This is a genomic window from Zhenhengia sp. (assembly GCF_046966505.1).
Lineage (GTDB): Bacteria > Bacillota > Clostridia > Lachnospirales > Cellulosilyticaceae > Zhenhengia > Zhenhengia yiwuensis.
In genome coordinates this window covers 1-24,936 of sequence record NZ_JBKVCH010000015.1, presented here as the reverse complement: position 1 = coordinate 24,936, position 24,936 = coordinate 1, and the positions used below count along the sequence as shown (strand labels likewise).

Annotated in this window: 19 protein-coding genes; 5 read left to right on the top strand and 14 right to left on the bottom strand. The window is 35.1% G+C overall.

Annotated features, from left to right (window positions below):
* Positions 1-78 precede the first annotated feature (78 nt).
* From ACLTBU_RS14385 to ACLTBU_RS14370, 4 genes are all read right to left on the bottom strand, one after another.
* Entirely contained in the window at positions 79-894 is an 816-nt protein-coding gene (locus ACLTBU_RS14385; protein WP_412219598.1) for an EcsC family protein, read from the bottom strand.
* A gap of 18 nt (positions 895-912) precedes the next feature.
* A complete protein-coding gene (locus tag ACLTBU_RS14380; protein WP_412219596.1) occupies positions 913-2,118 on the bottom strand; it encodes a histidine-type phosphatase in 1,206 nt (401 codons plus the stop codon).
* A 113-nt stretch (positions 2,119-2,231) separates the two neighbouring features.
* A complete protein-coding gene (locus ACLTBU_RS14375; protein ID WP_412219595.1) occupies positions 2,232-2,558 on the bottom strand; it encodes a thioredoxin family protein in 327 nt (108 codons plus the stop codon).
* Between the two features lie 34 nt (positions 2,559-2,592).
* Complete coding sequence (locus ACLTBU_RS14370; protein WP_412219593.1) at positions 2,593-4,434, bottom strand: ATP-binding protein; 1,842 nt, start codon at positions 4,432-4,434, stop codon at positions 2,593-2,595.
* Positions 4,435-4,619: 185 nt separating this feature from the next.
* Here ACLTBU_RS14370 and ACLTBU_RS14365 point away from each other — a divergent pair, with 185 nt between their 5' ends.
* Positions 4,620-6,671, top strand: coding sequence for an alpha-N-acetylglucosaminidase (locus ACLTBU_RS14365; RefSeq protein ID WP_412219592.1), 2,052 nt, complete (start codon positions 4,620-4,622; stop codon positions 6,669-6,671).
* A 159-nt stretch (positions 6,672-6,830) separates the two neighbouring features.
* Here the strand turns inward: ACLTBU_RS14365 and ACLTBU_RS14360 are convergent, their stop codons facing one another.
* The 8 genes from ACLTBU_RS14360 to ACLTBU_RS14325 all read right to left on the bottom strand — a co-directional run bounded on the left by ACLTBU_RS14360 (position 6,831) and on the right by ACLTBU_RS14325 (position 18,814).
* Positions 6,831-8,600 (bottom strand): helicase-related protein, encoded by a 1,770-nt coding sequence (locus tag ACLTBU_RS14360; protein ID WP_412219590.1) that lies wholly within the window; start codon positions 8,598-8,600, stop codon positions 6,831-6,833.
* A gap of 64 nt (positions 8,601-8,664) precedes the next feature.
* Positions 8,665-9,405 carry a glycosyl hydrolase family 18 protein gene (locus tag ACLTBU_RS14355; protein WP_412219589.1) on the bottom strand — a complete coding sequence of 247 codons (741 nt, stop codon included), beginning with the start codon at positions 9,403-9,405 and terminating at the stop codon, positions 8,665-8,667.
* A gap of 121 nt (positions 9,406-9,526) precedes the next feature.
* On the bottom strand, positions 9,527-10,471 hold the full coding sequence (locus ACLTBU_RS14350) for a hypothetical protein (RefSeq protein ID WP_177671598.1): 945 nt from the start codon (positions 10,469-10,471) through the stop codon (positions 9,527-9,529).
* Between the two features lie 36 nt (positions 10,472-10,507).
* Positions 10,508-14,641 (bottom strand): AAA domain-containing protein, encoded by a 4,134-nt coding sequence (locus tag ACLTBU_RS14345; protein WP_412219585.1) that lies wholly within the window; start codon positions 14,639-14,641, stop codon positions 10,508-10,510.
* 159 nt (positions 14,642-14,800) lie between these two features.
* Positions 14,801-16,447, bottom strand: coding sequence for a Na/Pi cotransporter family protein (locus tag ACLTBU_RS14340; RefSeq protein WP_412219584.1), 1,647 nt, complete (start codon positions 16,445-16,447; stop codon positions 14,801-14,803).
* A gap of 156 nt (positions 16,448-16,603) precedes the next feature.
* Complete coding sequence (locus ACLTBU_RS14335) at positions 16,604-16,846, bottom strand: hypothetical protein (RefSeq protein WP_177671601.1); 243 nt, start codon at positions 16,844-16,846, stop codon at positions 16,604-16,606.
* Positions 16,847-17,027: 181 nt separating this feature from the next.
* Positions 17,028-18,017 (bottom strand): tRNA epoxyqueuosine(34) reductase QueG, encoded by a 990-nt coding sequence (gene queG, locus ACLTBU_RS14330; RefSeq protein WP_412219581.1) that lies wholly within the window; start codon positions 18,015-18,017, stop codon positions 17,028-17,030.
* 92 nt (positions 18,018-18,109) lie between these two features.
* On the bottom strand, positions 18,110-18,814 hold the full coding sequence (locus ACLTBU_RS14325; protein ID WP_249332577.1) for a Crp/Fnr family transcriptional regulator: 705 nt from the start codon (positions 18,812-18,814) through the stop codon (positions 18,110-18,112).
* 195 nt (positions 18,815-19,009) lie between these two features.
* Between ACLTBU_RS14325 and ACLTBU_RS14320 the strand changes: the two genes are divergently transcribed.
* Genes ACLTBU_RS14320 through ACLTBU_RS14305 form a run of 4 tightly spaced genes read left to right on the top strand, consistent with a single transcriptional unit; the run spans position 19,010 to position 22,450 of the window.
* Entirely contained in the window at positions 19,010-19,864 is an 855-nt protein-coding gene (locus ACLTBU_RS14320; protein WP_177671604.1) for a DUF3100 domain-containing protein, read from the top strand.
* A complete protein-coding gene (locus ACLTBU_RS14315) occupies positions 19,865-20,311 on the top strand; it encodes a hypothetical protein (protein ID WP_249332579.1) in 447 nt (148 codons plus the stop codon). It abuts the gene before it with no gap.
* A 14-nt stretch (positions 20,312-20,325) separates the two neighbouring features.
* On the top strand, positions 20,326-21,660 hold the full coding sequence (locus ACLTBU_RS14310; protein ID WP_412219579.1) for an amidohydrolase family protein: 1,335 nt from the start codon (positions 20,326-20,328) through the stop codon (positions 21,658-21,660).
* A 13-nt stretch (positions 21,661-21,673) separates the two neighbouring features.
* Complete coding sequence (locus tag ACLTBU_RS14305; RefSeq protein ID WP_412219577.1) at positions 21,674-22,450, top strand: sulfite exporter TauE/SafE family protein; 777 nt, start codon at positions 21,674-21,676, stop codon at positions 22,448-22,450.
* A 93-nt stretch (positions 22,451-22,543) separates the two neighbouring features.
* Here the strand turns inward: ACLTBU_RS14305 and ACLTBU_RS14300 are convergent, their stop codons facing one another.
* Together ACLTBU_RS14300 and ACLTBU_RS14295 are read right to left on the bottom strand one after the other, a co-directional pair.
* A complete protein-coding gene (locus ACLTBU_RS14300) occupies positions 22,544-24,067 on the bottom strand; it encodes a sulfatase-like hydrolase/transferase (RefSeq protein WP_249332582.1) in 1,524 nt (507 codons plus the stop codon).
* A gap of 507 nt (positions 24,068-24,574) precedes the next feature.
* Positions 24,575-24,721, bottom strand: coding sequence for a hypothetical protein (locus ACLTBU_RS14295; RefSeq protein WP_412219575.1), 147 nt, complete (start codon positions 24,719-24,721; stop codon positions 24,575-24,577).
* Positions 24,722-24,936 lie beyond the last annotated feature (215 nt).

Here is a 24,936-nt window from a genome sequence, read left to right as displayed (position 1 = left end):
AATGCTTTGATACGTATAAGCTCTACATCCTCCGAAAGATAATTTAATCATCCCTGAAAGGTTTATAACCTAAGTTTTTTAATTTATGAGTTTTTCTTTTAAATAGCGCTTTTTGTACTTTACTTTCGCCATCTCACTAATATCTTTCATAATGGTAAAATTAGAAAAGCCACCTACGACACCTACAATAGGTAATCCTTGTATAAATTTAGCTATAAGCATAGCTTCTGCCAAGCAATGTGCAGTTTCTTTAATAACAGCATCTAAATGCTGCGTGTCCTTTAGCCTCTGTTCATCACCTTTTGTAATTTCATCTAGATGCCTATTGTACATAGCCTGCACTTCTTCTTTGGTAACCCCTGCACAAATTAAGTAAAGAATATAAAGCTTCTCCTTATCTTCTGTATAGTCAAAACCATAGGATAAACTAATTTCATAAATATTTTTAAGTAGCATCCCTATAAGGAGTGGAATATCTGGCAATCCTATACCAAGTACCCCTAACACACCACCTTCTACTGTAGTCAGTAACTGATTGAGTAAAATACCCTTACTAGCACTCTTATCTATTTTATTAATATTTTTATGACTCATTTGCCTTTGCACAGCATAATGCTTAATATCAAAAGCCGCACGTTTATCTTCCTTATTATAGCTTTTCTCTATAACGCCTATACCCTTTTCAAATACTAGCTTAAAACCGGATTCAAAAGCAGCCTCTAAGGTCTGTTCAAGCTTCTTTGGAATTTTCTCTTCTATCTTTTCTTGAATAGGTGCAATTTTTTCTTTTACAAACTTAAATTCCTTTTTCTCCAATATCTTAGTTTCTTTCTTCTCTATTTTCTGTAGCTGCTTTTTAAGTAATTTATTCTTTTTTAAATCTTCTTTTTTCACAAACGTTTTTCTTCTCCTTTACCTTACAGTATAATACTTTACTTGTTCTGTAATACTCCCTACTTGGGGTATATGAAGCTTACTAATCACATACCAATAGAAAGCTTTGACATCCTCCCATAAATAATAAGGTTTACAATAAGGCCGAATAGGGAGAGTCATAACCTCCTCATTATAAAGCATTTTCACTAAAATAGTTCCTTGATGCGAAGACTTATAAAATATCCATTGTATATTGCCTGCCATAGGTGCTACCTGACTATCACACCAAATCTTGGCCACTTTACTTATATGATCAGTCTGCTTAGAGCAGCAACATAACTTTAGCAAACTTGCAAAAGGAATAAGTGTTTCAGCATGTGCAAACCTTAAATCAGCAGATACATTTCCTGTTTGCAAGGCCTGCTCCGAAGTCTTTAGAAAGTCTTCTAAAAGTGCAAAAGCAATATTGGTAGGTAAATCTTCTCCTCTATAACTGGGACCTTTTTCTAAGAAATTTCTTAGATTTGCATTTTCCCAATAATAATAAAGTATTTTATCATCAAAATATCTATTTATCCCTAAATCTACTGTTAAGTTAAAAGTATTAGCATAGATGGTATATAAACTTGTTCCTAACTCTAAAGCCTCTTCCTGTCTTAGCTTATAACTTGATTTAAAAAATTGTGCCATAAAAGGCATAGAAATATTTTTTCTCTCTTCAAACTTTCTAAGGGAGTCTTTCCACTTTCCATTTTCTTTATAATTTAAATAAGCTAGGTTTAAATCAAAAAATCTTAAAATAGGATCTATCTCACCATTGCTCAAGGCAACAAAATTATTAGAAGGCGTATACTTAGCCAGCTCTTCTAAAAAAGCCTCCATACTTTGCTTAGCACGTGTAACATAAGTAGATACAGCTCTAACTTCTCTTCCAAAAATCTGTGGAAATCTTTCGTACATACGCCTAGCAATACCCTGCTCTTCCTTTACGCCAAGTGGTGTCAAAAGTCCATACTTCCCCTCTGATAAAGCAAGAAAATCACCTATTTGCTTTTTGAGTATACATCCTGATTGGGTAAGTTGATTTCGGCTATCTGCTTCATCTAAGGTACTATAAAGTACTTCTGCTTGATTAGGACTTGTCACATACCTTGACCCATGCCTACCTAAATGATTCACATAAATAGGATAGTATCCTTTAGGTGGTGATTCCTCCGGAATGCCTTTCTTGTAATAAGGCATCTCCGTCCCCAAATACCATGTGCTTGTATGAAACTCCTTCATTGTATCAACTCTTCTCTATCCTGATACAAAATTATATTCTTAAATTTAATGTCTCATACATCTTCTATCACCTATTCTTCTAACATAGATTGATAACGTAAAATTCTTTCCTCAAAATTTAAAAGATTTACATGTTTACTTTCTCTTACCACTTCTTTGGCTCTAACAAATAAAATAAATATAGGTAAAGTAAATACGCCATAGTCTGCTGCAATATGAGGCCACTTCGCTCCATTTACCTCTATCCCTTTCACATAAGGATACGTCCTAAGCATAGCTTCTAACTTGCTACGAATCGCCTGACAGGCTCCACATGTACTTCCGGTAAAATAGAGTACTACCATTTCATGCCCATTAAGCTCATCCTGAATCTGCTCTTTGGTTGTTACTTCTTGCATATAGTCTATCCTTTCTAAAATCCTTTAACTTAAACTATATTAAATCTGAAAACTCAAATTTAGTACGTTCAACAAACTCCATTTTACTATATAAGCTAGAATAAATAGGTTCATCTGGCCCCTGTATATCTGGTAAGCTTATAATAAAACGAGTTCCTTTACCTAATTCACTTTGCACAAAAATCTCACCATTATGCATATTAATAAAAGATTTTACAAGATACAAACCTAATCCACTGCCTTCTCCTACTTTAGTAAAACGATTATTCACTTGGCTAAACTTTTCAAAAATATTATCTAAATAATCTTTTGGTATGCCTACTCCGTTATCTTCTACTATAATTAGAACATTATCCTCACCTTGCTTAACCGTAACGAATAGCTGAGTACCTTTGCTATATTTAATAGCATTAGAGAGTAAATTCAAAATAATACGCTCCATAAGCTCTAAATCAAAATAAAGTATCTTCTCTTCCATCTCCGTATCAAAAATCATTTCTATATGGTTTTGCTCACAATAAGCCAGCACTGATAGGGCAGTATCTTCTATCACACTCACTACATTATAATTTTGAGGATTATATTTAAAATAACCAGAGTCAATTTTAGTGGAATCAATTAAATTAGAAATAAGTTTTAAAAGCCGTGAAATATTTTGATTACAAATATCAAAACATTTACTGTAATCTTTTTCATCTAACTGCATTCTCTTAAAATTTACCCTTAATAACTGCAAGGCACTATGTATTAAGTTAACAGGTGTTTTAAACTCATGAGAAAGATTAGCAAAAAATTCATTTCTTAAATTCTCGAGTTCCCGTTCTTTTTGTACTTGAGACGTAATATCAGTTACTACCAGTATCCAGCATCCATCTGGCATAGCTTCATACTTCATATTAATCCATCTTTCTTTACCGTCTCCACGTAAAATTCTTCCTTTTGCTTGAAAAGGTTCATTATAATTTATCGGCTGTATCTTTGCTAAATCTTCCTTATATACTTTATCTAATATATAGTTCATTTCTATATCTTCATGGAGTTTCTTATAGCTCTCACCATAAATTTGCTCATAGGCATCATTGACCTCTATAACCTTTCCTTCTTCTATAATCATAATAGCATCTGATATATTATCAAAGACTTGCTTAAAACGCTTTTCACTATGGATAATTTTTTCTTCTGCTCTTCTTTTTTCCGTAATATCTCTACATATGCCTATGATGCCTAGTAAATGATTATCTCCTGACCAAAATGGTACCTTTAAAGATTCCATAATACGTACATCACCAGATGGTAAAAAAACTTTCTCTTCTACAGTAATGCCTGTTTTAGATTCTATGACTTTTTGGTCAAACTCTTTACATTTATGAGCCTGTAATACAAGAATATCTATCTCTGAATCCTTTTTACCTATGATATAATCTTTATCTTTATTGATTAAGTTTGCTAATGCCTTATTACATGTTATGTAAGTTTTATTAACGTCCTTATAAAAAATAATATCCGGAATAGAATCTATAAAAATTTCTAATAAGGATTGTTGCTTTTTGAGTTCATTTTGCGCTTCTAATAGTATCCTATTTTCAAAATCATATACCCATATCACGAACTCGTCATCCGAAAGCTTCTTAATAGAAAATTGAGCTTCTGTATATTCTCCTGATGCTATGGTTTCTTGTAAGCAATAGTCCCAATCTCTATTTATAGCTTTAAAAAGATGTATTTCACCTAGTGTTCTATTGCACCAAAATTCTTCTTCTGTATTACTTTCATATATTTGCAAAGTATATTTAGTATGTTTTTTTACAAGTCTTCCATAAAAATATTTGCCTGGCGTTGTATCTAATATTCTACTCTTTAAACTTGCATCTATCATGATGTGCCTCCTCAATCTATTAACGTCCTACCAAACTACTTATTATACTACTGTTAATATTGAAAATTTTCAACATTATATTCATATATCACCTATAATAATTGTATAAATGACAATTGACAAATATAAACATTTCATACTAACATAGAATAAATTAATAAATTTAAACTTTTATGAGGTTAAAAATGGGACAAATACAATCTATCTATTCATTAATGGAACGTTTTTCTAAAGGTATCAGTAATTATTTCCAAATTGAACTTACTAAACGTGAGCCCAATGAAGAAGAATGGTTTAAATTAAGCTCTTGTAATCATCAGTATTATATTCAATCTAATACACTAAATGGTGCTTGCAGTGCCTTTGGCTATTTTATTAAACACGTATTAGGCCTAGAAATCGAGACCTATTACGGCAAAATACTCCCTACTGAAGCTTTTCCAACGCTCGATACACCTATTTATAAAACAACACCTTTTACCTACAGGTACAACTTAAATTTTTGTACATTCAGTTATTCTATGGCTTTCTGGAGCTTTAAAGAATGGGAAAAAGAAATTGATCAGATGGCTATGCATGGTATCAATATGATGCTAAATATTGTAGGTCAAGAAGCTGTTTACCGTGAATTACTTCTAGAGCTTGGCTATACAGAAGAAGAGGTGGGACATTTTATATGTGGTCCTAGTTATTTCGCATGGTTTTTCATGGAAAATATGAGCAGTTGGGGTGGCCCTCTTCCTTTAAGCTGGTATAAACAACAAATTGCCTTAGGACAAAAAATAAATGACAGACTTTTTGAGCTAGGCATGGAACCCGTTTTTCCTGGCTATGCTGGTATGGTGCCACAAGACTTTAAAAAACGTTTTAACACTGAAGTCATTCATAAAGGGGCTTGGTGTGGTTTTGAAAGTCCAGATATTCTACTACCTGAACATAACCTCTTTAAAAAAGTAGCTCATCTTTACTACAAACATCAAAGTCAGCTATTTGGTACACGTACCAAGTACTTTGGCATGGACCTTTTCCATGAATTCGGTGCACCTGATCATATTAATTTAAGTACCAATGCTAAAGCTATACAAGACGCTTTAGAGCGTGATATACAAGATGGTATCTGGGTGATGCAAGGATGGGGTGGTAATCCAAAACAAGGTGTCCTCGAGCTACTTGATCATAATAAAGTACTTATTTTAGACCTTTGGGGTGAATCAGACCCTCGATTTAATGAAACCAATGAATTTGATCAAACACCTTGGATTTGGTGCATTATCAATAACTTTGGGGGTAAACAAGGCCTATTTGGCAACCTAAAAAACATCCTAAACAGCACAGCTTTACTCGCTAATGATAAAACGCTTCGTTATTGCCAAGGAATTGGTATGGCTCCTGAAGGCATTGGGACTAATCCTATTATCTATCAAGCACTATTAGATAGAATATGGGAAACAGATGCTATTTCTGAAGAAGACTGGATTAAAACCTACCTTACAAGACGTTATGGCCAACTTACTTCTAATTCCTCTAAAGCATGGAAACTTCTCCTACATGGTATCTATAACTGTCAAATTAAACAGCAAGGAGCCTGTGAATCTATTATCTGTGCAAGACCCCATAGAAATATTAAAAATGTTACCACCTGGGGTCCCGATACTTACTACTACGATTTTAATGAAGTTAAAGAAGCCCTTAAACTTCTTATAAAAGATTATAATGAGCTTAAGAATTATGATGGCTATCTATATGACTTAGTTGATATTGCAAGGCAAGTGATAGCAGATAAAGCAAGACTCTGTTACTCTGACCTTCAACAAGATTTCCATAATAGCGCACTTCAAGAAGACTTCTTAAATCTTATTAAAGTACAAGATGCACTCCTTAGTACAAGAGCAGAATTTCTTCTTGGTAACTGGCTAGAGCTGGCAAAGGCTAAAGCGACTACATCACAAGAAAAAGAATGGTTAGAATTTAATGCTAGACGCCTTATTACTTTATGGGGCAATGAAGAAGGTTCCAAGCTTCTAAGAGACTATGCATGTCGTGAATGGGCCGGACTCACACTAGACTTCTACTACAAAAGATGGCAAACTTACTTCCATGCCCTCTCCCGTGGTACTGAAAATCTTATTGATTGGTATGCGCTAGAAGATGCTTGGACTAAAGAGCTGAGCCTCTTTACAACTAAACCTGAAGGGGATATCCAGCATATTATTCATACATATATACTTACAGAATAATACCCTTTAAGCACTATGATCTCTAGACTGTAAGGCTTAAGACCAAAGTGTAATATAAGAGGAGTGAATATAAATTTAACTTTACATTCACTCCTCTTAATTTTTATCTTCTATTTTTTATTCTCTCTTTCTATCCTATTATACCTTCTGCTTGATTCCTTAATTAATTTTTATATTGACCAATAACTGATTGATTTTTTCACTAATCTTTTCTCTTTCTGCATAAACCCATTCTTCATCAAATTCTAGGCCAAAATTCTTGGAGAAAGAATAATACAGATTAATCTTTTGATAATAGGTTTCAAGGTTTTCTAAACTCCTCTCTCCTTCTACCGGCTTAGTAAGCGTAGCACTCTTCCTTATAAAATACTCATTAACAAACTCTAAGAAGGTATCACACAGTACATCATTTCCTACATCAAAAGGCAATTTCATAAGTTTCCACTGCACTGATTCACTCAGCTTATACTTTTTAATCATATCTAAAATAATCAAATAATCTCTTACATCCATCTTACGATATAAGGGAATTTTTTCTTCCCTTGTTGCCCATAAGGCTAGCTTCTCTTTAAGGGGCAATTCTTCTATGACAAGTAAAGCTTCACTAGGACCTAGTACAGCTTCACCAATAGGCTCATCTTCACAAGAAATACTTTCTTTAATAAAGCCAGCCTTCCCTCCTGCTGCATTCACATAACCTACCTCATAAATGCCTTTACGACCTGCCCGTCCAGCAATCTGCTTCACTTCCTGTGAAGTAAGATATCTGACTTCATCTCCATCAAACTTTTTAATATCCATAAATACAATACGTCTAATAGGCAGATTAACACCCATGCCTATAGCATCAGTAGAAACAAGTAGTTCATTTTCTCTTGTAATAAATTCCTGATACTGAAGTCTTCTCACTTCTGGTGGCAAATCTCCATAAATAATGCTAGTCTTTATCCCTCTATCTTTATAGCGTTTAGCCAGTTCAAGTACACGCTTTTTAGAAAAGGTAATAAGGGCATCACCCGCCATAGCACCTTTCAGGTCGAAATACTGCTCCTCTACCTCAAGAGGCACATTTCTCATATAAGTTTTAACATCTATAACATCCTGACAGTCTTCTAGTATTCTAAGAAGTAAGTCTTGGGCATTTTTTGCTCCGCAAATGTGTAATTCTTTGCACTGAAGTCCTAATAGTGCTCTTGTCCATGCAGCACCTCTTTGAGAGTCACCAATCATCTGAATCTCATCTATTACAGCTACCTCATAATGTTTATCTATATTAAGCTTCTCTACAGTTGAACTGATATGCCTAGCCCCTTCTACTAGCATTTCTTCTTCGCCAGTAAGTAAATTGCATTTAACCCCTTCATCATTAAGGCGTTCATAAATTTCTAATGCCAATATACGAAGTGGTGCCAGGTATATACCCGAATCCGCTTCCATAAGACGCTTAATCGCATGATAAGTTTTACCTGTATTGGTATCCCCTAGGTGAAGATAGACTTTACGCTTCATGCCTCTTGCAAGGGTATACTCATCCTTTGGATTAGCTGGAAAGTGTATTTCAAAGGCATGTGCGATTTTTTTAGGAATATGCACTTTCATAAGCACTGTCAAAATACCGGAGTTTAAATATTCCTCTGGATTTTCTGCAATAATTTCAGAAAGTTTATAAGCCTTTTTGTTTTTCTCGTTATAGTCTTCTAATATACGCTGTGATAGATTATCTAATAAAGTTCTATACCCTTCATAAATAGCGTCGAATCCTTTTATGCCTTTGCCTTCCATCTGCTTCAGTACCTTTAGCTTTTTACGCACGGCGGCCTCATGGCTCCAGAGCTGTGAAACTCTCGTATAGGCTGCAATCTCTTCAATTTGCCCTAACTGCTGCTTGAGTATTTTAAATTCCTTTTCCATTTGACGACTTTTCTTCACAAAAAAACAACCCCTATTCGTATAGACTCCTAGAGGTTATTTTAAACTGATATATGTTTTTCATTTATAGATTTTCATAAATCACATCAAAGAGTTCACCTTTTACATCTGCATCATGTACCCAGTAAAAGATACCTGCCATATGATGTGCTTTTGCATACTCACATTTACATTTAACGGACTCTTTGTCATCATAAGAGAAGAATGTACTACCATTAAAAAGGTAAGGAGCTTTTGCTGCTTCATCAAAATATTTCACATAGCCATTTTTGCTTTCATACTTCTCTACAATCTCTGTATAGCCTGGTCCCCAGTTATTAAGCTCTGTTGACTCCTGGCGATAACCATGATTCACGTCTGGTACATGATTCCACTGCTGTGAATAGAAAGCTGCGCCTATTAGAATTTTCTCTATAGGTACACCAGCTGACACCATCAATCTTATATGATAATCAGCACTATGAGGTCTAATACCATCTCCTGCTGGCTCATATAAATTGGTGTGGTGACCTGTCATCTTACCTCCTGTATTAGAATCATAAGTCATAAGCCCTTCAGGTGTTCTTGTTGCTTCTCCATGTCCATGGTTATTGCCACCACCTGTAGAGACTAAAATATTAAGGTTTGGATTAGCTTTTTTAATACGATTAAGCTCTTTAATGTGTGTGTCTTCTAATTCCATCACTGTAATATCACCTACCATTGGTGCAAAGGCAATATTAAGATGGGTCAGTTTTCTAGCCTGTTCATCTGTTACTGTTTCCATTCGTCCTTTATTTACATATCCAACAAAATACTTACTCATAACTTTTCTCCTTTTATAAGTGCTCTAACTTCTATTTGTACAGAATAATTTACACTTATCTTAGATTATAGTAAATATTTTGTGTAATTAAAATAACTTATTTATATTTTTATTTTATATTCTAGGCTATCTGACTATTAAGGATCTTAATCTGCTGGTCTCTTACATGATAGAGCGTATCTACTATAAATCCTGCTATTATTAAAATTACTGCTGTTAATCTAAATCTGCTAAAGAGCATAATAAAAATGCCTAACCCCATTCCTTTTGTAAGACCTATAGATTTTGTCTTTGTATAAACATATTTACTTACAAAATGATGAGCATCTCTTAGTACAAAATAAAGCGCAATCCACTGCACAGTACCGAGTACAGTCTTAACATATAAAGGCAGTTTAAATAACATAAGAAACTGAATGCCAACAAGGTAAATGGTCCATCTATTTGTGATGCTTCTAGAACAGCATAAGTAACCGCCATATACTTTAAGATTTTTAATTACCTTAAACTTATATTTAGCTTGTCCATTCAATAAGTGCAATCTACTAGCAGCTAATAAAATACCTATATAAGTAATAAGACTTGTTCCTACTGGTAAACTAGCAAGCCCTATAGAGACAGCGACTTCCTTTGTCACATCCGGTACCGGGAAGGATTCTAATGTCTGCCATAACTCCTTAATAATACTCATGCCTAAAATATTTTCGCAATAAATATCAATAAAGATAACGATAAAAGCCCCACCAATAGAACACCATAGTAAATCATCCATTAAAGTAGACTTTCTAAAAATAGCTACCGAACAAATAAGTCCTATTATAATACTTTGAATCATCCATATAGCTGTTGGAAGATTTCCAAGTCCAAAGAAAATAATACTCACCGAAATTATTCCACATAGACTCGTATACTTAAAGCCGCATTTCATATAGACAAGGCCAATAAGAATAGGCAGTGCCAAATCTAGATAGAAAGTATACCCAATTCCTGTCATCATAACAAAGACTGTGCTTGCTACAATAAGGGCTGATAGCATTCCTCCATAAGTTAATTTTTGTGTATTCATTATATGTCACCACCTAATATTGGACTCTTATAGACTTTATCTCTTCATTTTTTCTTGTATTTCATCTACCAATTGATTTAATGCTACTTCTGGATTTTGGTAAAAACGTGATGCACTCACATAAACCATCTCCCAACCAATACGTTCAAGAACAGCAAGGCGATTGATTTCTTCTTCTAAAGCTGTACCTTCTTGGTATTTTTCACTCTCACATACAAGTCTTACTTCCCTTTGCTTTCCTTCTATAACAAGACCTGTAAGACATGCTCCTGAAGGACTATGGCTGCGTACTTTAAAGCCTCTTCCTTCTAATAAGGTCTTCATCTCCTGTTCAAATGGCACTAATTCTTCTTCAAACTGTTTCTTTTCTAAGGTCTGTTCTTTACCGCAGCTTCGGCAGTATGCAAAGAGTTCCTTACGAATATCCTCTTCTTTTAAGTCTGTATCTGGATTAAAAGAATGCATGATAAACACTTGGTCACGTCCACGGCTCATAGCTACATTATAACGTTTTTTATAGAGATTATCACTGCCATAAGTCATAAGGCGAAGTGTTTCTTTGTCTCCTTTAGCATCTACCATAGAAATAAAGATAATATCTCTTTCATCACCTTGGAAGTGAGCTGGACCACCACATAAGATATGACGTTTTTCATAAGCACGAGCTGTCATTTCTTTTTGCAGTAGGCTATCTATATAAGCCGCTTGTTTATCCCCTTTTAAGCTGATTACGCCAAAAGTTTTACCTGTATAAAGATCATTGGTGCAGCATGCTAAAATTTGATTGACAATAGCCTCAGCCTCTACCTTATTAATCTGCCCTTCTTCCTTACCTTCCGGTAAATAATTCATGACAATACTTGGTTTTAGGACTTTAGAGTTTTCTCTTAATGGCTCAATCTGCCCCTTATAAGCCAGCTGATTGCTATAACCAATCAATTCTGGGACACATCTAAAGTGTTCTCTTAATCTAACTGGTTGGTAACCTGATAGCTGTGCTAAGTCATAAATTGAAAAGCGTCCTGAATAGAGATAATGGTTTGGCACATCTTCTAAGTAAGTTTTAATAAGACGTTCAATCTCTTCTGTATTTTCTCCTACAGCTAATGGGCTTACCTGTTCATCATCCCCTACAATCAGAACTTGCTTACCTAGGTATAAAGCAATAAGTGCTGTTACATCTGCTTGACTTGCCTCATCAATAATCACTACATCAAAGACATTTTCTCTTGGGTCAAAGTGTTCAGCTACTTTATCAAGCGGCATGATCCATACAGGTACAGCCTTCTGGCATTTTGGCATAAGCTTTCTTGCCTCTTGTTTAAGAAGTTCACGATTTCGCCCTTTGCCTGCCCCCATTTTCAGGATAACTTGTTTCCAGCCTTCTATAGCTTGAATCTCACTACGGTTAGCATCAAAGTCCACAAGTTTGTGTAACCACGCTTTGTCACATACAAGTTGTTTGGTATGATAATTTAAGCGCTTTTCTACTTCCTGCATCTCTTCTTTAATCACATTAGCATTTCGTTCGTGACGCTTTGCTAATATATCTACGAATTGTCTCCAAAGCCATGCCTCTTCTACACCAGTTGGTACAATAATTTCTTCGCCTTCTTCTTTGAAAGCCTCTAAGTAACTTGCCCATCCCGGCGCTGCAAAAGCTAGTTTATCTAAAAGTTCTGCTTTTCTAGCTACTTGCTTCTTTTTAGTTCTTGCTTCTAGGAAATCTTCATAGGCTTTTTGGTACTGCTCTAAATCTTTTGTCTTTAAGGAGACTTTAAGCGCTGTTAAAATCTTGCTTTCCTTAATAAAGGTTAAATTGTTTAACCACTTTTCAAAGCTCTCTTTTTCTCTAGCTACTTTAAGCTTCTCACATCTTGCTACTTGATAATCAAGCACCTGTAAAACTTCTTCTATGACTGTATGGTAAAGATAATGTACCTGACCATAACTGCTCTGTGTAAAGTCTTGCTGTTCCATAAGCCCTTCTATATCTACACCATATTGAGCTAGCTGTCTCGCAATAGGGAGCCATTTCTTTTTATACCAATCTAAGTATTTTAGAATAGCTTCACCATATTTCTGGCAAGTAAGTTCAAATGGCTCTTCCATATCTTTAATAGCAGGTGCACCTAGTGGTACCATTTGTCTTTCCCATCTTGCTTTTAGAGATTCTCTTTGCTCTTTAAGCACCATATGGTGGATGAGTACTTCAAACTCCTGCATAGTCTCTGGCTGCTTGTTATTGATGCGACTTGCCTGAATAAGGGTTTTCATTTGAGGATTTAAAAGAAGGGTCATCTTAGAAAGCTTACCTGAACTTTGTAGCTTCTGATTAATCTGACTATAAAGGTCTAATGGCTTAATCTTCTCATCAATTGGTAAAATTTTAGGCTCATAAGCCATCATCTCATCTGCATAAGTTAGGCTAAGCTGATATACTTCTTTAATCTGTGCAGCCAAAGTTTGCCACTGCTCTTTCGCCTTATCTTCTCGTCCTGCTTCTAAAGTCGCCATACACCAAGGTGCTTCTAAATGGACCTGTTCTTTAATGAGCTTAATGCTAGCTATTAATTCTTTTAGAGCTTCTACTTCGTATAAGCTTTCATCTTCTTTAAAGTAAGTAAGCCACTTTGGTTCTTTTTTCTTTTTGAAAACCTTTTCTACTTCTATGTATTGTTTTAACTCCTCAGCTGTCAAGATATTTGCCATATCTATATCCAAACTACAAATAAGGCTATCTTCCTTTGTAAGGCTCTCTTTAATATGATAAAGCTCCTGAATTTTCTCTTCGCTAAGAGGGAGTAAAGAGCCTTGTCTTACAGGACCCGGTAACCAGCTGCATGTCGCTCTCTTCTCATTAATATAATGCGCTGCTTCTAAAGGTTTATAGGTTTTGCCTGCTACTTTGATTGGTGTGTATTCCACAAGCTTACTATTTTTAAGTTCACCATTTAATTTATCTAAGCTTCTAAGGCAAGCCTCTCTATTTTTCTCATGCATGGCTACACGTCTAGATAACTCACTTCTCTCTAAGGTAGCACGTACATGATGAATGCCCTCTAAAGTTGCTTCTAATTCTTTTCGGCTTTCTGCATCTTTTAAAAGACTGATACAAAGGGTCTGCAGTTCAGGTATAACATGCTCTTTAACTACGCCTAACGCCTTTTCGCTATAGCTTGTTACTAAGATACGCTTCCCTTCTGCTAATAAGTGCCCAATCATATTGGCAATAGTATGAGTCTTCCCTGTACCAGGTGGCCCTTGTACAAGTACAGCTTCATTTCTTTCTAAATGCTTAGCTACTAAAAGCTGTTCTTTATTAGCTGGTTTAGTAAATAAAATCTTCTGGTCAATACCATTCACATCTAAAGCAAGCTTTTTCATAGTTTCTTTGGCATTTTGATTCTTTCTTACAGCATCTCCTGCCCCTACAATATCGGCAATAAAAGGGGTAATCTGCTTTTTCTTCTGTAAGTCTTCTAAAATATAATCAATGGCTACCTGAAAACCTAGCTGTTTCTTTCTTAAAAAGAGTGTTGGATAGTTTTCCTCTAGTGTAATCCCCGAGTCCTCTTTAAACTGCTCACGCACTTTCATGCAGAATGTCTGTATTTCACTAGGCTCCAGTGGGCTTACTGCTTGACTTTGGAAAAGCTTGATAAACTCAATAACTGCTTCTTCCTCTATACCTTCTACAAGACCTAATAACCCTTGATACAATTCTGGTGCTTTATCTGTGAGTACAAACGAAAAACTTTCAGACTCTGCATCAAAAACTAGAGTCACAGGTTGTAAAACTAATGGATGGTCAATAACATCCATTCCTTCTACTTTTAATTGTCCATTGCCATAAACAAGCTCGAGTATTTCTGGCTCTTTTTTTAGCCTTGTATAAACGCTATAAATTCTGTTATAAATCCCCTCTACTTCGACAGCCACGTTCTCTTTTAAGAGCATGTCCTCTGTAGGCTTTTTAATAATGCAGATTGGCTCACCTATTACTTGGTTTTGCCACTTTGTTTCAATGCAAGGATGTTTGGGCCACGTTTTGAGTAGCTCTAGCCATTCCCTGTCTTCTCGGTTGGTAATAACCGGACTCTTCATGCTATGATACGCTTTTAAAAAGGTATATAGATTCATGACGCGGTCTATTTTATTATTTGCCATATTGCCCTCTTTCTTTTGTTATATTTATTTAAATGAATTTTTCTATGATTATCTAACTCTATAATTCTAGCATAATTTTTCTATATAGCCAAAGTTCTTTATATGTAAAGTACCTTGTCCTATCCTCTATTAGTGCCGAATAGAACAAGGCATTTTATTTTATATTTCTTCTAATACAACTTGTGCAATATTTGAGGCATGGTCTGAAATACGTTCTATATTATTTAAAGTATCTAGAAAAGCGATCCCTGCCATAGGCTCACAAACCTTTTGCACTAATCTTTTAATATGATTCGTACGCATATTACTTTCTAGCTTATCTACATGATCTTCTAAAACCATGGCCTTTTTAGCTAACCTATCATCAGTAACCTCATAAGCTTTTAGAGCTGTCTCTAAACACTGAATCCCCATCTCATTAATACGTGTCAGTTCTTTTCTCGCTTCATCAGAGAATTTAGAGTCATCTTCTATCATAGTGGCAGCAAGCTCAGCAATATTATCTGCATGATCCCCTATTCTTTCAATATCACTTACGATGTGAAATAAATTAGTGACTCTTAAAGATTCCTTTTCTGTTAAAGATATATTACTTAGTTTAACGAGATACTGATTAATGCCATTTTGCAATTCATTAATTTCTCTTTCTGTATCAAAAACCTCTTGCACTTTATCTCTATTTTTCTCAAATAACGCTTGCATAGCAACTTCCATATTATTTTTTGCAATTTCTCCCATACGTACTACTTCTTTCACTGCATTTTCCACAGCAAAAGAAGGGGTTTCAAACAAACGTTCATCTAAGTGTTGTAATTCTCCGGGCTTCGCCTCATTCTTACCTTTCACAAGATGCTCTGCTAAATAAACTAAACTACCTGCAAATGGGAAGAGTAGTAAGGTATTAGCTACATTAAAAATGGTATGGACAATACTAATTTGTGTTACATCAATCATCTGACTACCTAAACCTGGTGCTATAAAAGTGAAGATTACAATAGCTAAAATACCAAAAATAACAGATCCTAAAAAGTTAAAAATAAAGTGAATCGCCGCTGCCCTTTTGGCATTAATATTAGCACCAATACTAGAAAGAATAGCTGTAATACAAGTACCTATGTTCTGGCCAAGAATAATATAGATAGCTGAATTCCATGGTACAAGTCCTGCTAAAGCTAATGCCTGTAGGATTCCTACTGAAGCTGAAGAGCTCTGGATAATAGCTGTTACACCTGCTCCTGCTAAGATACCTAGTATAGGGTTGCTTCCTAATACAACAAACATATTTTTGACTGCTTCTAACTCCCTAAGTGGCTTAGCCGCATCACTCATCATATCTAGACCTAGAAAAAGTGTACCAAAACCAAAGAGAATAATGCCCGTATGCTTAGCCCCTTGCTTTTTAGCAAACATAATTAAAACTATACCTACAGCAATACATAAGGGTGCAAGTACAGAGGGCTTTAAGAAACTTGTCCATTCCCCTAATGACACAATCCATGCTGTAATAGTAGTTCCAATATTAGCTCCCATAATCACCCCTACAGCCTGCTTAAGGGACATAAGACTGGCATTTACAAAACCTACTACCATAACAGTTGTCGCAGATGAACTTTGAATAAGTGCTGTAACCCCTGCTCCTACTAGTACACCTAATAACCGATTACTCGTTAGAATACTGAGGAGCTTCTTCATTTTAGGCCCTGCTGCTTTCTGTAAGCCTTCTCCCATATATTCCATTCCAAATAAGAAGAGCCCTAATCCACCGATAAAGCTTAAGCCTATGTCTAACCAGTTGATTTGATTCATATATTTTGCTCCTTACTTTTATCTTATGTTCTTAGTTGATTAGTTCTTAATATGTGCATTTTCAAACCATTTTATGACAAAAGCACCAAGGTCATCGGGTATAACCTCAGTGCTTTTTATATGTACATTATAAACTTTAGTACTCTATAAACTTTTTTATAAAACCTTCCTAATCTGCTCGAGCCTATAAGCTTTAATGCTTCTATTTTTACTACTTGTAATAAGTACCTCTACCTCATCCTTTTTAATCCTATAAACTTTACCTTTTAATTTAGTTCCTGTCACATTAACAGGTGTACCTAACTTTAGCTCTTTTACGCATCCCTCTTCTTGACAGCTACAAGGATTACCTTCGTTAAAAATCTTTTTACATGTACTGCAAAAATACGCTTTACTCATTTTATTTCCCCCTAGACTCAATTTAACTTTTATAAAAAGCTTGTATAAAAAACCTGTTACCTTATTATAATAAGCGTTCCCTAAATTTATGACTGCTTTTCTAGCTTTCATCTTTTCTTCTATAAAAGTAAAGTCCCTCTTATGCAGATAATAGAATACTCTGCACTTAGAGGGACCTCATTTATTTCTTTAGTTTATTTAGCCTATCAATATACTCATTAATATAAGGAGAATCTCCCCTGAAAGCCTCAATATCATGACCTTCCCGACTCATATGAATAAGAGCATTTCTTCTAATCACATTTTTGCCTCGCCACCCGCAAGAAGTAGGAGCTATTTTTTCTTTAAAATACTTATTATCCATCCCTGCATAAATAGCTACTTCATCATTCATATGCTCCAGCATTTTAAACTCTTCTAAACTAATCTTTTCTGTCTTTTCATTATAAGGACACTGAAGCTGACAAAAGTCGCACCCAAATACATTCCCCTTTAATAACTGAATTTCTTTATCACTTAAGTCTTTCTTCTGAGTCATATAGGAAAGACAAATATTTGGATTAATGCGTTTTTTATTAATCGATTTAGTTGGGCATTCATGAATGCAGTGGTCACAATCTCCACACTCTTTATATGTTGCTAGTTCCTCAAAGCATCTTTGATCCTGACACTCTATCTCTAAATCTGTTATAATCTCACCTAAAAACACATAAGAACCATACTTCTTAGTAATAACCATATTATTTCTGCCAATAAAGCCTATTCCTGCTAAGTAAGCAATATACCTTTCTGGCAAAGCATTACTATCCACTAAGCTTACTGCTTCTCCGCCTAACGTCTCAATATACTCACATACCTGATCTAAATATTTTTTAACTACTCTATGATAATCAAGCCTTTTGGTATAAATAGAAAAGCCATTTGACTGTATCTTCTCATCCTCTTCATCATAATAAGGAAAAGCTATAGAGATAATAGTCTTGCCTTTTTCCATATAAAAGTTAGGATTTATACGCTTTTCTATATTCTGCTCTTCAAATTCATTTTGTAAGTTCTGCTTCTGTCTATTTGTATAAAATACTTCTAATTCATGAAACGTCCTGCAAGGTATAAATCCTACAGTATCTAGACCTATAGAACTACAGAAGTCTTGTATTTTTTGTTTTAACATTTATAATCACCGTATTACTTCTTATTTTTTAGCTTACATGGTTCTTATTATAGCCTAGATTAAATCCTTTTTAAACTAAGTCCCTTTTATAGCTAAATTGTTTGCTTTAAAATATGGTGCATTTCTTTTAGTAAAGTCTCATACTGGGTGTACTGTATACATATTTTCCCTTTATGGATACAAATAAGTCCCTGCTCCTTAAGCTTCTTTACACTTCTATTAAGTGTCTTAGTCGTCATACACATTTCTTCTGAAAGAACTTCTCTCGTTTTATGAATGGTAATCTGCTGCCCTTTCTGTATATTTTTTGTTTTGGCATATTGAACAATATACTCCATTAAAAAGAATATAGCTGGATAAAAAAGCTTAGCACCTCTATTATAAGAGGATCTATATAATTTATAAGCAACTTTTTGTGAGACTAATCTTAAGAACTGATTATCCACTGTAATCCAGTATTCAAAATCTTCTCTAGGAATCTGCAGCACAATACAGTCTGTCAATGTTTCAATGGTTACAGAGGTTGTGGGCATACCTGCTAAAATGGTAACCTCCCCTATAAAATCAATAGGTTCATTTTTCTCTATCATAAAGATGTTCCCATTTTCAAATTCATTAATGACCCTATGCTCACCTGTGCACACAATAGCAAAATAATTAAGCTCATCATTTTTCTGATGAACTAAAGTACCTGCTGGAATGGTCTTAATGACATATTTATCTTTAATCGATACCGGCATGTTTTCAATATAAGGATAGAGCTCTGGCACTTTAATCAATAATTCCTCTAATGACATAAAAATCCCCCACTGTCTTATTTTATCATTTAATCTAGTTTATCTTATTATAATAAACTCGAACTATTTTTTAAAGTTTTTTAATAAATGTTCCCCTTTGTCCTTTTTTTATTTTTATTTTTCAAGTATGATAAAACAATCTTAAACACTATTATATACTTAAATATTAAGTAAAAAAACACACAGGAGGTTACAATGGAGAATTATACTTATTGTTCGACAAAAGAAAGATTTAAAGTAGAATATAAAATTTATATTGCTGCTTTTATAATGATTATTATCGCTGACTCTATCGGCCAGATTAAGCTCCCTATAGGACCTGGACAACTTCTTTTATTTCCTATTTTTTATGCACTTTTACTCGGTATTATACAAGGCCCTCATGTTCTTAAAATCTTTAATGAAAAAGAAGTAAAAGCAGCTTCTAAGCTAGTTATTATAGCCATCTGTCCATTTGTGGCTAAACTTGGGATTTCAGCAGGCTCCAATTTGTCTGAAGTCATTTCAGCAGGTCCTGCCCTTCTCTTACAAGAGATTGGTAACTTAGGTACTATTTTCTTAGCTCTTCCATTTGCTATATTGCTTGGCCTGAAACGTGAAGCTGTTGGTGCTACACATTCTATTAACAGGGAAACAAATCTAGCTCTTATCAGTAATCTGTACGGACCTGATTCTGATGAAATGCGAGGTAGCCTTTCCATTTATATTGTAGGTGGTATGATTGGAACCATTTACTTTGGATTTTTAGCTACAATCTGTGCTGCAACTGAGCTATTTCATCCTTATGCACTTGGTATGGCATCAGGGGTAGGTGCGGGAATTATGATGGCATCTGCTACATCTAGCCTTGTAGAAATCTATCCTGCTCAAGCTGATCAGATTTTAGCCCTCGCTGGAATGAGTGAAACAATCTCTGGTATTACAGGTATTTATGTTGGCTTATTTATAGCTATCCCATTATGTAATAAACTTTATAATTTCTTAGAGCCTAAAATCGGCAATTTATGGGGTAAATCTCAAAAAACTCAACTTAAATCGGAGGACATGTAAATGAGATATAAAGAACACATAGTACTATTACTTATTGTTGGACTAGGTATTATCACAGCTAACTTTGTAGGATTTAAAGTAGCCTTTTTAGAATCACTACCTGGTACACTTATTTTACTTGGTATTGCTTTTATTGCTTTTATCCTAAGTAAACTTTTACCATTCAAACTGCCTATTGTAGCTTATTGCTCTATTTTAGGCTTACTTCTAGCTTGTCCTATTTCACCTGTGGCAAGCTATGTTATTGAAGCTACATCTAAAATCAACTTTACAGCTCCCCTTACTATTGTCGGTGCCTTTGCCGGTATCTCTATTGGTAGCGAAGTAAAAACTTTTGCTAAACAAGGCTGGAAGATGGTCATTCTTGGTCTTTTAGTTATGACAGGTACTTTTGTAGGTTCTGCTTTTATCTCTCAGATCGTACTTAAGCTGACTCATGCTATTTAGAAAGGAATTCTCTCATGTCTATACAAAAACAAACTTGTGACCTTATCATCCAAAACTGCTCTATTTTAACAAAAGATTATACTATCCTAGAAAATCAAAGTATTGCAATCTGCGAAGGAAAAATAGTAGCTATAGAGGATGCTTTTACTCTAGCTAATACTTATACCGCTTCCTCTATAAGAGATGGGGCTCATAAGCTCTATATGCCTGGCCTTGTTGATGCTCATATGCACACTAATCAACAACTTTTACGCGGTCGCATTATGGATGAGTTACCTATGATTTGGACACGCATTATGCTGCCTTATGAAAGTAGCCTTACATCTGATACTGTAGAGCTTAGTGCCCAGCTTGCCGCACTTGAAATGATTAAATCTGGCACAACAGCCTTTGCTGATGCCGGTGGTAGCTTTATGGATACAGCTGCTACAGTTTATCTTCAGTCTGGTCTACGCGGCGTACTGACTTACTCTACAATAGACCAAGGTAATGTGCCTGATGCTATGAAGACTTCTACCAAAGAAGCTACTAGACGTACTAAAGCACTTTATGATGCTTACCATTTAAAAAATGATGGCTTACTTCAAGTATTCTTCTCACTTCGCTCTATTCTTTCTTGCTCACCTGAGCTTATCCAAGAAACTTTTGGTATAGCCAGTGAACTTGATACAGGTGTGCATGCTCATATGAACGAGTATGGTAATGAAGTAAATTACTGCCTTGAGCACTTTAAAATGCGTCCTTTAGAGTATCTAGAGTCACTTGGTGTACTTGGTACTCACTTCCTTAGTGCTCATAGCCTTATGCTTTCTGAAGCAGAGAAAAGCATACTTGCTCAGTACAATATTAAAGTTGCTCACTGTCCATTTAGCAACTGTGGTAAAGCTGTCCCTCCTACACCTAGCCTATTAGAAAAGGGAATTACCGTTGCCTTAGGTACAGATGGCACAGCTCATGGTGGTATGAGTCTTTGGAATGAAATGAAGATTTTCCGCTCTGTTATGAATGTGACTCATGGCATTCAGACAAGTAATCCTGTCATTATGCCAGCAAAGACTTTATTACATATGGCTACACAAGGAGGCTCTGAAGCTATTAAACAAAGTCATCATACAGGCCAGCTTACAGTTGGTTATAAAGCTGATTTAATCGGTATTAACATTGATCAGCCACACCTTTATCCTACACATAATCTAGTCAATACACTTGTTGAAAGTGTCAACGCTAATGATGTAGTGGATATGATTGTAAATGGTAAACTTATCATGAAAGACCGTCACGTTCTTACATTAGATGAAGAACGCATCTTATATCATGCCAAAAAATATTTCTCTGCACTAAACTCATAATAGGAGGTTATTTATGTTTTTTATTCTTAGTTTGGCCAACCTAATTGTAGGTGTATTGGTAGGTATATCAGGCATTGCTGGATTTCTGCTTCCAATTACCTATGCAGGCCTATTAGCAATGCCTATTAGCAGTTCTCTTGCCTTAAGCTTTACTTCCTTCCTAACTTCTGGTGTTATAGGTGCCTATAAGTATCACAAAAATGGGCAAGTGCATCTAAAATCTGGTACTGTCTTAAGCATAGGAAGTTTAATAGGGGGCCTTATAGGTGTACAGCTTAACTTACTCATTCCAATGCCTATTGCCAAAATACTTCTTTATCTTGTTGTACTTTTTTCAGGTTTATCCATCTTATTAAAAAAAGATGCTACCCAAACAGATGAGACCCAAGAACTACCTAGTCATTCCTTACTCAATCACATACCTTTTGCCATACTACTTGGTATTGTAACAGGTACAATCTGTTCCCTCTCAGGCGCAGGCGGTCCTGTTCTTGTCATGCCTCTTATGGTAAGTCTGGGTATGCCTATTAGACTAGCTGTAGGAACAAGTTTATTTAACTCTATTTTCATTGCACTACCAGCTTGCATAGGGTATATAGCTCAGTGCGACCTTACAAGTTTATGGCCACTTATTCTAGCAAGTATCTTCTTTCAATCTATAGGTGTCCTTACAGGTGCCAAAATAGCTGGTAAGATTAATATTAAACTCCTTAAACGTAGTGTCGCTTTTCTCTCAATAGGTGTATCTATTTATATGCTTTATTCAGCTATCACAAGCCTGATCCTTTAAATGTCTATATAAAAATAATGAACAAAATCCCTAGGCCTTTACTTAAGACTAGGGATTTTGTTCATTATAGTTAAATAAACCTAATAATCTTTTCTACTTACTTCGTACCGCTTCTTTCATTTCTAAACCCGTTGTATAATCTAACTGCCTTGGTTCATATTCCTCGTTCTCTTTTTGTCTTGTAAATCCAGTATAACTCCAGGTAGGCTCTGCAGAGTCTGTCCTCCATGGTCTATCCTCCCAGTAATATCCTCGGAATGGATCTCTTGTACGATTCATTTCCTCTAATAAAGCATTATGGAGCTTGTTACGTATAGCTTCATATTTAGTATTTTCAATAAGGTTATTCACTTCATAAGGATCATCTTGTAAATCATAAAGCTCATCAGAAGTAAGTAAATTAATAACTAGCTTATATCTTCCATCAAAGATAGCCCTTACAATCTGTATCCCCCCAAAACCATCATGGTCTACCTCATACCTTCCAAACTCCATACATATATGGTCTTTAACCCTTTTTCCTGTCCTAATTTGTTCTTTAAGACTTTGACCTACAAACATTTTTGGTATAGGTACGCCCATGAAATCAAAAATAGTAGGAGCCAAATCGATATGTGAAACAGGATGTGAGTCTACTATCCCTTTTTGCTCCCAACCTTTACACTTCATAATAAGTGGAATATTCGTAATCTCATCATACATAGCAGGTCCTTTAGCACAAAGTCCATGTTCTCCAAAGAATACGCCATGGTCACTCGTATAAATAATAAGTGCATCTGGTGCATACTGCTCTATAGCTTCTACTACCCTACCAATTTCTTCATCTACAAAAGTATTACAACCAAACAAAAGTTGATGCCCTATACCCTTTCCATAGTTGGTTGCTTCATCTATCCTTTCCTGACTACGTTTTACTTCCCCCTTTTTTAAACCTGCCCATACTTTTTGATGTTGCGGTTTATGCTCTAAATTATCTAAATGAGCAGGTGTAACAGGTACTCTGTACTCTTTATATGCCTCTGAATAAGCTTCTGGTGCCAGATAAGGATCATGAGGCTCATCATAAGATACGACTAAAAAGAAATCCTCTGCGTGATGTTTTTCTAAGAAGTCAATGGCTCTATTCGTGCATCTATACCCATAAGTAAAGCTTTTTTCCACACCCACTGTATGAATGGTATTAGGATCTCTTGAAGCTATTCTTTCCTCTGGTGTAAGCTCTTCCAAATATGTCCTCATATCATACCAATACTGTGCATCCCATCCATCTGGACATCTACCCATTCCAAAGTAATCTCCACCATCTAGATGCCATTTTCCAACATATGCTGTATGTATACCATGATCTGTTAGTCTTTGCCCAATGTGCTGTACATCCTGGCCTATTCCCATAGAGTTAGTCCATCCCCCAGTAGAATGTGGATAAAGTCCTGTAAATAAAGCTGCTCTTGCAGGTTGGCACACAGGTTGTGCACTGTAAGCCCGATCAAATCTTATTCCCTCTTCAGCTAAAGCATCAATATAAGGTGTCTTCATTTGCGGGTGTCCATAACATCCCACCATATCTTTTCTTTGAGTATCTGTCATAATAAAAACAACTTTTCTTATATTTTTCATTTTCTATCCCCACAGTTTTTTAATTATTAAATACAGTTCATACTATATTTTATCAATTATTATAAACTTTTCAAAATATTTTACCCCTTCTTTCATTTCTCTTATAATCCTTGCATACATTGAAATAAAAACTAAGGAGCCTTTATGCCAATTAGCACTTCAGAACAAGTCACCTATATTACTCTATATTTTTTTGCTCTACGCAACTATGGAAGGTTTTTAAATCGATTCTATTTTTATCATTTTCCTTATATAAAATTTATAGAATACGCTTTAGCACTCATACTTTTATTTTTATTTATCCATATTATTTACCGCTATTCCCTTTACTTTGTAAGACTCATGCTTATTCTCTGTCTCACCTTTGCACCATGGTTAGTACGACTTATCTAGTTAATACCAGATATACTTATAAAGAATAAGACACTCTCTTTTCTACAGCAAAAAGCCACACCTATGCAGTTGTTTCAAAGAAAAATTGTATAGGTGTGACTTTTACATTTTTATTTAGTAACTTTCCTCAAAATGATTTTCTAGCTTTATAACTCTTATCTCACCTTTAAAATAATGGGTATGACTACCTCCTGCATGATTTTTGATTGCTCCTAATAATAAACTATTTCTAGTATTGATTTCCAATCCCTCTTCTTGCATCTCATCTACCTTTTCATCCCCTATATAAAGGATGTAAGTCCCATCATGATAAATGAGTTTAATCTCTACCCATTCCCCTAACTCAACAGGTACTTTTGACTCAAGTCTTACCTCTTTCTTTCAAGAAATATCACTTATAATAAAGTGTATAATGCCTTTCTCTATTTCTAAAGTAAAATCATCTACTTTATAATTCTCTATAATTCGTTATTTTC